General features: G+C 60.0%; 12 protein-coding genes. 2 read left to right on the forward strand and 10 right to left on the reverse strand.

Going from position 1 to position 10,912, the window contains the following annotated elements:
• From VNT00_RS11210 to VNT00_RS11255, 10 genes are all read right to left on the reverse strand, one after another.
• A partial coding sequence (locus VNT00_RS11210; protein ID WP_325587464.1) for a complex I 51 kDa subunit family protein occupies nucleotides 1-972 on the reverse strand: 972 nt, incomplete at its 3' end.
• Nucleotides 969-1,463, reverse strand: a complete 495-nt coding sequence (gene nuoE, locus VNT00_RS11215) for an NADH-quinone oxidoreductase subunit NuoE (RefSeq protein WP_325587466.1) — start codon at nucleotides 1,461-1,463, stop codon at nucleotides 969-971. The genes nuoE and VNT00_RS11210, both read right to left, overlap by 4 nt.
• 36 nt (nucleotides 1,464-1,499) lie before the next feature.
• Complete coding sequence (locus VNT00_RS11220; protein WP_325587468.1) at nucleotides 1,500-2,756, reverse strand: NADH-quinone oxidoreductase subunit D; 1,257 nt, start codon at nucleotides 2,754-2,756, stop codon at nucleotides 1,500-1,502.
• Between the two features lie 5 nt (nucleotides 2,757-2,761).
• Nucleotides 2,762-3,373: an NADH-quinone oxidoreductase subunit C gene (locus tag VNT00_RS11225; RefSeq protein WP_325587470.1), complete on the reverse strand. Its 612-nt coding sequence runs from the start codon at nucleotides 3,371-3,373 to the stop codon at nucleotides 2,762-2,764.
• Between the two features lie 39 nt (nucleotides 3,374-3,412).
• Entirely contained in the window at nucleotides 3,413-3,889 is a 477-nt protein-coding gene (locus VNT00_RS11230) for a NuoB/complex I 20 kDa subunit family protein (protein ID WP_325587472.1), read from the reverse strand.
• A gap of 98 nt (nucleotides 3,890-3,987) precedes the next feature.
• The gene (locus tag VNT00_RS11235) at nucleotides 3,988-4,347 is read right to left on the reverse strand and encodes an NADH-quinone oxidoreductase subunit A (RefSeq protein WP_325587474.1); all 360 of its coding nucleotides are present in this window, start codon (nucleotides 4,345-4,347) and stop codon (nucleotides 3,988-3,990) included.
• Nucleotides 4,348-4,362: 15 nt separating this feature from the next.
• Entirely contained in the window at nucleotides 4,363-4,608 is a 246-nt protein-coding gene (locus tag VNT00_RS11240; RefSeq protein ID WP_325587476.1) for a hypothetical protein, read from the reverse strand.
• A gap of 20 nt (nucleotides 4,609-4,628) precedes the next feature.
• A complete protein-coding gene (locus VNT00_RS11245) occupies nucleotides 4,629-5,765 on the reverse strand; it encodes a porin (protein ID WP_325587478.1) in 1,137 nt (378 codons plus the stop codon).
• 493 nt (nucleotides 5,766-6,258) lie between these two features.
• Nucleotides 6,259-7,380, reverse strand: a complete 1,122-nt coding sequence (locus tag VNT00_RS11250; RefSeq protein ID WP_325587480.1) for a porin — start codon at nucleotides 7,378-7,380, stop codon at nucleotides 6,259-6,261.
• 492 nt (nucleotides 7,381-7,872) lie between these two features.
• Nucleotides 7,873-8,775: a LysR substrate-binding domain-containing protein gene (locus VNT00_RS11255; protein WP_325587482.1), complete on the reverse strand. Its 903-nt coding sequence runs from the start codon at nucleotides 8,773-8,775 to the stop codon at nucleotides 7,873-7,875.
• A 129-nt stretch (nucleotides 8,776-8,904) separates the two neighbouring features.
• On the opposite strand from VNT00_RS11255, the gene VNT00_RS11260 reads away from it, so the two are divergent.
• Both VNT00_RS11260 and aqpZ read left to right on the forward strand, forming a co-directional pair.
• Nucleotides 8,905-9,975: a YeiH family protein gene (locus VNT00_RS11260; protein WP_325587484.1), complete on the forward strand. Its 1,071-nt coding sequence runs from the start codon at nucleotides 8,905-8,907 to the stop codon at nucleotides 9,973-9,975.
• Nucleotides 9,976-10,156: 181 nt separating this feature from the next.
• The gene (aqpZ, locus tag VNT00_RS11265) at nucleotides 10,157-10,870 is read left to right on the forward strand and encodes an aquaporin Z (protein ID WP_325587486.1); all 714 of its coding nucleotides are present in this window, start codon (nucleotides 10,157-10,159) and stop codon (nucleotides 10,868-10,870) included.
• Nucleotides 10,871-10,912 lie beyond the last annotated feature (42 nt).

Below are 10,912 nucleotides of genomic sequence, written 5' to 3' on the forward strand. Positions count from 1 at the left end.
GTCGGCGGGCAGCACCGGGGCGCTCGAGCCGCCGGGAATCACGGCCTTGAGCTTGCGCCCGCCCCTGACCCCGCCGGCCAGTTCCAGCAAGGTCGAGAACGGCGTGCCCAGGGGAATCTCGTAGTTGCCGGGCAGCTCGACGTCGCCCGACACGGAAAACAGCTTGGTGCCGCCGTTATTGGGCAGGCCGGTTTCGAGGTATTCCTTGGCGCTGTGCCGGAATATCCAGGGCACGGCCGCGAAGGTCTCGGTGTTGTTGATGGTGGTGGGCTTGCCGTAAAGGCCGAAGCTGGCCGGGAACGGCGGCTTGAAGCGCGGCTGGCCTTTTTTGCCTTCCAGCGATTCCAGCAAGGCGGTTTCCTCGCCGCAGATGTAGGCTCCGTAGCCATGAAAGGCATGCAGCTGGAAGTTGAAGTCCGAGCCGAGGATCTTGTCGCCCAGGAAGCCGGCGGCGCGCGCTTCTTCCAGCGCTTCCTCGAAACGTTCGTAGATGTCGAAGATTTCGCCGTGGATGTAGTTGTAGCCTACGCTGACGCCCATGGAATAGGCGGCGATGGCCATGCCTTCGATCACGATGTGGGGGTTGAAACGCAGGATGTCGCGGTCTTTGAACGTGCCCGGCTCGCCTTCGTCGGAATTGCACACCAGGTATTTCTGGCCCGGCAAGGCGCGCGGCATGAAGCTCCATTTGAGCCCGGTGGGGAACCCGGCGCCGCCGCGGCCGCGCAGGCCCGAAGCCTTGACCTCGGCCACGACTTCCTCGGGCTTCATGCCCGAGGTAAGGATTTTGCGCAAGGCCTCGTAGCCGCCGCGCTTGACGTAGTCGTCCAGATGCCAGTTGCTGCCGTCCAGGCCGGCAACGATTTGCGGATTGATGTGGCGGCCATGGAAAATCATGCTGCGCGATGCGTCGTCGCCCGGTGTGGCCAGCAAGCCGTGGGAAAACCGCTGCAAGGTTTCCGGAGCGTTCATCGCGATTCTCCGTTCTGTTTAAGTTCGTCGAGCATGGCGTCGATCTGCTCCGGAAGCATGCGCACGCACATATGCTTGTTGTTGACCAGCATGACAGGCGCATCGCCACAGGCGCCCATGCACTCGCCTTCTTGCAGCGTGAACAGGCCGTCTTCGGTGGTTTCGAAAAAATCGATGCCCAGTTTTTCCTTGAGGTAGTCGGCGGCCTTCACGCCGTCGCGCAGCGCGCAAGGCAGATTGGTGCATACCGTAAGCTTGTAGCGGCCCACCGGCTTGGTATCGAACATATTGTAGAAAGTGGCGACCTCCTGCACCGCAATGGGCGGCTCTTGCAGGTACGAGGCCACGTCTTCGATGACTTCGGTGGAAACCCAGCCTTTTTCATCCTGGGCGACAGCCAGCGCCGCCATGATGGCGGAACGCTTTTGATCGGCCGGGAACTTGGTGAGCTCCTTGTCGATCTTTTTGTAGGCTTGTTCGGAAAGCAGCATAATTTGTATCCGGTATTTATCTTGACGCGGCGCCGATCAACGATCGATCTCGCCAAACACGATGTCCAATGTCCCGATAATGGTGACGGCGTCGGCAATCATGTGCCCGCGCGTCATCTCGTCCAGAGACTGCAGGTGCACAAAACCCGGGGCGCGGATCTTGAGGCGGTAGGGTTTGTTGGCCCCGTCGGAAATAACATAGGTTCCGAATTCGCCCTTGGGATGCTCGACCGCGGCATAGGCCTCGCCCTTGGGCACGTGCATGCCCTCGGTGAACAGCTTGAAGTGGTGGATGAGATCTTCCATGCCGGTCTTCATGTGCTCGCGCGAGGGCGGCGCCACCTTGTGGTTATCGACGATGACGGGGCCGGGATTGTTGCGCAGCCATTCGACGCACTGGCGAATGATGCGGTTGCTTTCGCGCATTTCGGCAATGCGGACCAGGTAGCGGTCGTAGCAGTCGCCATTGGTGCCCACGGGAATATCGAAATCGATGCGGTCGTAGACTTCATAGGGCTGCATTTTGCGCAGATCCCATTCGACGCCCGAGCCCCGCAGCATGGGGCCGGTAAAGCCCAGCGCCTTGGCGCGTTCGGGATCGACCACCCCGATGCCCACCAGCCGCTGCTTCCAGATGCGGTTGTCGGTAAGCAGGACTTCGTATTCGTCGACACAGGCCGGGAAGCGGTTGGTGAAGTCCTCGATGAAATCCAGCAGCGAACCCGAACGGGCTTCGTTCATGGCCTTGACTTCCTTGGCGCCACGATACTTGCTGGTCTCGCCGTATTGCGGCATGGTGTCGGGCAGGTCGCGGTACACGCCGCCGGGACGGTAGTACGCCGCGTGCATGCGGGCGCCCGAAACCGCCTCGTAGCAGTCCATGAGGTCTTCGCGTTCGCGGAAGGCATACAGGAACACCGCCATGGCGCCCACGTCGAGCGCGTGCGAACCGATGGACATGAGGTGGTTGAGAATGCGCGTGATTTCGTCGAACATGACGCGGATGTACTGGGCCCGCAGCGGCACTTCGATGCCCAGCAGCTTTTCGACCGTCATGACGTAGGCATGCTCGTTGCACAGCATGGAGACGTAGTCGAGCCGGTCCATGTAAGGCAGCGTTTGCAGGTAGGTGCGGGTCTCGGCCAGCTTTTCGGTGGCCCGGTGCAAAAGTCCGATATGCGGGTCGGCGCGCTGGATGACCTCGCCGTCGAGCTCCAGGACCAGGCGCAGCACGCCGTGCGCCGCAGGGTGCTGCGGGCCAAAGTTCAAGGTGTAGTTTTTGATGTCAGCCATTTCTCTTAACGCTCTATTCCGTAGCCCTCTTCGCGCACGACACGCGGGGTGATCTCACGCGGCTCTATGGTGACCGGCTGGTACACCACGCGCTTCTGCTCGGTGTCGTAGCGCATTTCCACCGTTCCGGAAATCGGGAAGTCCTTGCGGAACGGATGGCCGATGAAGCCGTAGTCGGTAAGGATGCGGCGCAGGTCGGGATGACCTTCGAACACGATGCCGTACAGATCGAACGCCTCGCGCTCGAACCAGTTGGTATTGGGCCAGACATTGACCAGGGAGGCGATTACGGGGAAGTCTTCGTTGGGCACCCAGCCACGCACGCGCACACGCCAGTTGTTCGCCACGGAAAGCAGGTGAACCACTACCGCGAAACGCTGGGGAAACCGCGCGCTGGCGTCCTGGTAGGTCGGCGCGCCCCAACCGGAATAATCGACGCCGCACAGGTCGATGCACAGCGCAAACCCCAGCGATGGATTGTCGCGCAAGGCCAGGCAGGTATCGACCCATTGTTCGGCGGGCACTTCGAGCGTCAGTTCGCCCAGCGCCTCGGTGCAGTTGAGGGTTTCGCCGAAATGGGCGGTCAAATTGGTTTTTAGCGTTTCAAGCCGTGTCATAGTGCGAGCAGTTGGAACGTGAATGGATGGGCGCGGGGCCTAGCGGGCGATCGTATTGGTCAGGTGGATCTTGTTCTGCAATTGCAGCAGGCCGTACACCAGGGCTTCCGCCGTGGGCGGGCAGCCGGGCACGTAGATGTCGACCGGCACGATGCGGTCGCAGCCGCGCACCACCGAATATGAATAATGGTAGTAGCCGCCGCCATTGGCACAGGACCCCATGGAGACCACCCAGCGCGGCTCGGGCATCTGGTCGTAGACCTTGCGCAGCGCGGGCGCCATCTTGTTGCACAAGGTGCCGGCGACGATCATCAGGTCGGACTGGCGCGGACTGGGACGAAAGATAATGCCGAACTGGTCAAGGTCGTAGCGGGCCGCACCCGCATGCATCATTTCGACCGCGCAACAGGCAAGGCCGAACGACATGGGCCACATCGACCCCGTCTTGGCCCAGTTCAGGAACTTGTCCGCGCTGGTGGTGATAAAACCTTCTTTAAGAATGCCGTCAATAGCCATGATTTTGCCTAATAACTTGTATAGCGAAGCGCCGCATGGCGCCGCCGTTTACGCTGAGCCTCGCGCGGCGCGAGCTGCGCACGCAAAGACCCCGCGCACTATTCCCAGTCGAGCGCGCCTTTTTTCCACTCGTAGATGAAGCCCACGGTAAGCACCGCAAGAAAGACCATGACCGTCCAGAATCCAACGATTCCGACCGTGCCGGTGGAGATGGCCCAGGGAAACAGGAAGGCGATTTCCAAATCGAACAAAATGAACAGGATGGCGACGAGGTAGTAGCGCACGTCGAACTTCATGCGCGAGTCGTCAAAGGCCTCGAAACCGCACTCGTAGGCCGATAGCTTTTGCTCGTCGGGACGATGGGGCCCAAGCACGCGGCCCACCGTCAACAATACGAAACCGATCAGGGTGGCGACAACAATAAAAAGCAGTACGGGAAAATACTGTTGCAAATTCATGCCAAGCATCCAATCTCAATAAGTAAACCGTAGGATTGTAGCATTTTGAACATGTATTCCACCTGAACCTGGGCAATGTTGAAACAAAGTCGCGGCAATAAGGTCCATTGCCGCCGGACGTTGCATGAACAGCGTTAAAAATCCATGAAAATCATGGGATTTTAATTTTTTTTCGACGTAAAAAAACCACCCGGATTCCGGATGGTTTTTCAGCAAGGCAAGGCCATTGCCCCGGCCCATGCCCGGCGTGCCGGGCGACATGGCCGGGCAATGCGCGCCAGTTAGAACTGATGGCGGATGCCGGCGCCGACAAACGTCGACTTCAGGTCGTCCTGCATGGCTGCATGGTCGGCGTACGAACCCACCGCGTACAGATTGGTGCGTTTGGACAAGGCATAGCTATAGCCCAGGCTGTAGATATGCTGCTTGCTGAGATCGCCGTCATGCACGCCCGTGGAGCGGGGATCGGCCATGCCCCACGAAGCCATGAGCGAGCCATTGGCGCCCACCGGCGCGCTCAGGCCAACGGTGTACGAATTGACTTTCAGGCCGTCGTCCGCGTAATAGCCGGTGCTGTCCGTCTGGGCGCCCAGGTCGGCATACTGGATGGGGGAGAGCCAGCCGTTGCGCGTCTGGCCAAAGCCAAGGTGCAGCTTGACGATATTGAAGTCGTAGCTTGCGCCCAGATTCCAGCTCTTGATCGAAACGCCGTTGTCGTCGGGATCGGCAAAGGTTTCCGCCGACTTGAGCTGATCGTAGGTCAGCGCGGCGGCAATGGGGCCGTTGGTATAGCGCAAGCCGGTGGTCCACGCACGGGAGTTGGGTTCGCTGCCGCCGCTGGTCTTGAACTGCTGGCTGCCGTTGTTGTTGAACGAGTACCCGACGCCGAACTGGAAGCCCGCAAAATCGGGAGTCTGGTACATGATCATGTTGTCGTAGCGGACACTGTCGGCCGCACCGAACGTGGCGCCCGCGCGCGCCTGGCTCCAGTCGGTGCCGAAGGGGCTGGCCACGCCTGCGAAATACTTGGTGGCGATATTGGTCTGGCGGCCGAAGTCCAGGCGGCCCCAATTATCGGAATCCAGGCCGACGGTGGCTTGGCGGCCGAACAGGCGGTCGTTTTGCAAGGATTGGCCGGTGCCGGCGTCAAAACCGCTTTCCAGCACGAAAACCGCCCTGAGGCCTTCGCCCAGATCTTCGGACCCCCTCAGGCCCCAGCGGCTGGGCGACTCGCCGCCGCTGAGCACACCGGTACGGGTACCCTTGTAATCGACGCCTCCCACGGTGCCCTTGACGCGTTGATAGGATATGCCGGCATCCACAATGCCGTACAAAGTGACCGACGTTTCAGCCTGGGCGGTGCTGGCAAGGCCAGCGAAACCGGCCACCAACGCTGCGGCGAGCAGTGTTTTTTTCATTTGGCAATTCTCCGTAGATTTGAGTAAATCGGCCATGGCGCTGCGATCTCGCCCAGCCTTGTTTGCCTTATATGCGGCCATCAAGGGCCAAGGCGGCCGCTGAACACCCTTGCGGAATGCGTGCGGCTTATGTGTCCATCCTAAACCCATCGCCCATGCAATAAAAGTGAAACACTGGCGCCAGTGGCTTTTTGCAGACGAAACGTAAACGAGTATGTCCCAAACGTAAACGCATATTTCTCGCATCCGAAAAGCCATTTCGGTGCGTTACGGAATCGACGGACACAGCCCTCCCCCGCCCCCGGCGGCTGGGCGAAGGCGCAAAACCCCTAGGAGCGTGGTCGGTAGAAACAGAAAGCCGGAGCCGGCCAAAGCCGTGCCACAAAATAAAAAACCACCCCGAAGGGTGGTTTTTGCGAGATGAACTCGCCTTGTTCCAAGGCCGGCCCGGTGAACCGGGGCGGCTGGGGCATGGCCAGGCCATGCCCGCCGATTAGAACTGGTGACGGATACCGGCGCCGACGAAGGTCGACTTCAGGTCGTCGGCAAACAGCACGTGCTTGGCATACGAACCGACGGCGTACACATTGGTGCGCTTGGACAGAGCGTAGGAGTAGCCCAGGCTGTAAACCTGTTGCTTGTTGCCCGAATCGCCCGTCGTGTCGTCACGCAGGTCGGCCATGGTCCAGCCGGCCAGAACCTTGCCGTTGGCGCCAACCGGAGCGCTCAGACCCAGCGAGTAGGAGTTGACCTTCAGGCCATCGGCGGCAGCCATGGAGAAAGACTTGGCAAGATCGCTGTACAAAGCGGAAGGAGCGGAGAACCAGCCGTTGCGGGTCTGACCGAAACCAGCGTGCACCTTCACGACTTCGAAGTCATAGCTGGCGCCGATGTTCCAGGAACGAACGTTGACACCGGTATCGCCCTTGACGTTGGAGCCGGTTTCAGCCGACTTGAACTGGTCATAGGTCAGAGCAGCGGCGATGGGGCCGTTTGCGTAGCGCAGGCCAGTGGTCCAGGCGCGAACGTTAGGCTCGTCGCTGCTGCTGGTCTTGAACTGCTGGCTGCCGTTGGCGTTGAACGAGTAGCCCAAGCCGAACTGGAAGCCCGCGAAGTTCGGGGTTTGATACATGACCATGTTGTCGTAGCGCTGGCTGGCGGCGGCGCCGAAAGCCGTGCCGACTTGAGCCTGGCTCCAGTCGGTGCCGAAGGGGCTGGCCACGCCTGCGAAGTACTTGGTGGCGATGTTGGTTTGACGGCCGAAGTCAAGTTGACCCCATGCGTCGGACAGCAGGCCAACCGTGGATTGACGGCCGAACAGCTTGTCGGACTGCGAAGTCACGCCGGTGCCGAGGTCGAAGCCGTTTTCCAGCACGAAGACTGCCTTGAGGCCTTCGCCCAGGTCTTCGGTGCCCTTCAGGCCCCAACGGCTGGACGATTGTCCGCCGCTGAGCATGCCGGTGCGGGTAAGCTTGTCGCCAGCAAGGGAATCGCCCTTGATTTGTTGATAGCCGATACCGCCATCGACGATACCGTACAGGGTGACCGACGTTTCCGCCTGAGCAACGCCAGCGAAGCCGGCGATCAGAGCAGCTGCGAGCAGAGTCTTTTTCATGTCAAGAAATCTCCGTAGATTTGAGTAATTGGCGGCACGGTCAGAATTTGCCACGCCGCCTATTTAACTCCACGATGGGAAGTTGTAGCTATTGCATCAAAATTCGGCCGCACTGGCTATCAAGACATTCATAAAAGCTCTTCTTTTCTTTTTTTCTGTTGGAGTGATGCAACAAAACTTGAAATCCAGCCCCCAAAACCTCGGGTTTACCCTTGGTAAAAAGAGCTGACAACTAGCGGCCGCTCTTATGAGATTTCTATCTATAATTATTCTAGGAATCTATGTTAAATATTTGTTTCAGTTAATATTTCCAATATGGATTATTGCTGGAAACAAAAGCTGCAGCATCACCTGGCAATCTTTTCAATAAGGTAAACCCTTTGTTTTTATTGGAAAAATGCTAGGGATTACACGTACTTGTTCCACCTATAACATGAGAAAAGCTCATTAATACCAGCAACCCATTCCTTGCGGCCGAATACGCCAAACGGCTCAATCCAGCTTTTCCAGCAGCGATGAAAAGACCTGGGCCGCGGGGGACAGCGGACGCTCGGCGCGCTCCAGCCTGAACAATGGCCGCCGGAGCGTCGCGGCGCCGGCCAATTCCAAGGTTTGAACCCGGCCCAGCGCCACGAGATCCTGCACCACGACCCACGGCAGCATGGCTATGCCCAGGCCGCCGGATACGGCACGCGCTATACCTTCGTTGCTGCCTATCTCGATCTGATGGGATGGTTCCAGCCCATTCTGCTTCAACAACTGCTGGGTGACCTCTCGCGTGCCCGAGCCGGGCTCGCGCACCAGCCAGATTTCGTCGTTGAGCAGCGCCGGCTGCAAAGGCCGCCTGGCCGCCAGCGGGTAATGCTCGGGACCGATGACCACCAGCTGCTCGTCGCGCCAATAGCTGGCGGTGATGTTCGGCTCGTCCACATTGCCTTCGACCAAGGCCAGATCCATGCGGCAGTCGGCCAGGCCCTGGGCAATGGAATGCGTATTCCCCACAACGACATGTAACTGAATGGCCGGGTGCAGGCGCGCGAACCGGGCCATGTAGGACGGTAGCCAATACGCCGCCACGGTCGTGCTTGCTCCCAAGGTAAGTTCACCACGGCGCAGCTCGGCGCGAGCCCGCAGATCGTCGGTGGCAGCGCGCTCGAGCGCAAAAATGCCCCGGGCATGCTCGAACAGCGCCTGGCCGCTTTCGGTAAGTTGAAGGCCGCGCGCCCGCGCACCCTGCCCCGCCCCGCGCTCTATCAGGGGCAGATCCAATTGCTGCTCCAGCTCGCGAACCGCCTTGGAAGCTGCGGGCTGGCTGATGGACAAGGCTTCGGCCCCCCGCGAGAAACTGCGGTGCAAGGCCACATGGAAAAAAATACGCGCGAGATGCAGGTTCATGAGTACATAGCATAACCAAATATTATGCATATGTGAATTATATATATTTGATTCATGTTACTCAGAGCTATAAGCTTATGCAAATACCAACTATCGAATCCCATTTTCAATCGCAATCCGCATCAAGCCATGAGTCAAACCGCCGCACTTCCCAGTCGTCCCTTAATGCCGCTCAGCCAATCCGCCTGGTGGCTCGGCCTGGTACTTACCGGAGCCATCGCCACGGGCGGCGTGCTTCTCAGCCAATCGGCCTGGGCGGAACGGTTCGGCATCAGCGCCCTGACGCTGGCCATTGTGCTGGGCATCGCGGCGGGCAATACGTTTTTCCCCAGCATTGCCGCGCATACCGCCATTGGCGTGGACTTTTCGAAAAACAAGCTGTTGCGCGCCGGCATCATTCTTTTCGGCTTTCACATCACCTTTCAGCAAATCGGCGACATCGGCTGGGCGGGCGCCCTGATCGCCGTCCTGATGATAGGGCTCACCTTCACCCTGGCCGTGCAACTGGGCACCCGGGTCTTCAAGCTGGACAGGCAAACCTCGATGCTTATCGGCGCGGGCAGTTCCATATGCGGCGCGGCGGCGGTCATGGCGGCCGAGCCTGTGGTGCGCGGCCAGGCGCACAAGGTGTCGGTGGCCGTCGCCACCGTGGTCGTGTTCGGCACCTTGTCGATGTTTCTTTACCCCCTGCTCTACGCCTTCCTGCCCCTTTCCGAGCACGCCTACGGCGTATTCGCCGGCTCCACCATCCATGAAGTCGCGCAAGTGGTTGCCGCCGGCAAGGCCGTCAGCGACACCGCGGCGGCAACCGCCGTCATCGAAAAAATGCTGCGCGTCATGATGCTGGCCCCCTTCCTGCTGATCTTGTCGGGTTTTCTGCGCGACCATTCGCAAAGCGCCGGCAATCCGGACGCCAAGCGGCAAAAAACACCCATTGCCATCCCCTGGTTCGCCGTCCTGTTCATTGTGGCCAGCGCCATAAACTCGCTGCACATTCTGCCGGCGAGCGTCGTGCAAATCATCCTCCACGTCGATACCGCCCTGCTGGCCATGGCCATGGCCGCCCTGGGCCTGCGTACCCACGCCGGCGCAATCCGCCAGGCGGGCCTGAAGCCCTTGATGCTCGCCACCAGCCTGTTCGTTTTCCTGGTCGTGGGCGGCTACGGCATCAATAGCGCCGTAATGCATTTTCTGGGCTAGCTCCGCCTGGCAAGCGCCGTCCACACCTCTTCCACGACTGCCGGAAGTGCTCCGGCAGCGCCGCGCCACACCACTCTTGCAGCGCCTTTCCCAAGCAGTCCAGCCCTTGTCAATCCTTGACAATCGAGGCGCAAGCGCCAGCCTATACTGCGGAAGTATTCAACTTCCCGGCCTCGAAACCATGAAACTGATCAACCGCTGCATTGCCGAATCCTTCGGCACCTTCTGGCTGGTTCTAGGTGGCTGCGGCAGTGCCGTCCTAGCCGCCGGCTTCCCGGAACTCGGCATAGGATTCATGGGAGTAGCGCTGGCCTTCGGCCTGACACTGCTGACCATGTGCTACACCATCGGGCATATTTCGGGCTGCCACATCAATCCGGCCGTGACCTTCGGCCTGGTCGCAGGCGGACGCTTTCCCGCCCGCGAGCTGGTGCCATATGTCGTCGCCCAGCTCATCGGAGCTATCATCGCGGGAGCCGTGCTATACAGCATCGCCAGCGGAAAAGCCGGTTTCGATGCCGCCGCCAGCGGATTCGCCTCGAACGGCTATGGGGCCCACTCTCCCGGCGGCTATGCCCTGCATTCAGCGTTCATCTGCGAGGTCGTCCTGTCGGGATTCTTCATCTTCATCATCATGGGCGCCACGGATGGCCGGTCCCCCGCAGGATTCGGCGGCATCGCCATCGGGCTGGCGCTTACTCTCATACACCTCATCAGCATCCCGGTAACCAACACCTCGGTCAACCCGGCCCGCTCGACCGGTGTCGCGCTGTTCCAGGGAGGCTGGGCCATCGAACAGTTATGGCTGTTCTGGCTGGCGCCCATCATAGGCGCCGTGATCGGCGGGCTCGTCTATCGCTGCGTGCTGCAGCAAAAACACGGCAAGACAGCGTAATCACTAGAGCTCGAGCCTGGGCAGCACGACGGTGAACGTGCT

Origin of the sequence: Eoetvoesiella sp. (genome assembly GCF_035555955.1) — a bacterium.
In the GTDB taxonomy this organism is placed as follows: domain Bacteria; phylum Pseudomonadota; class Gammaproteobacteria; order Burkholderiales; family Burkholderiaceae_B; genus Eoetvoesia.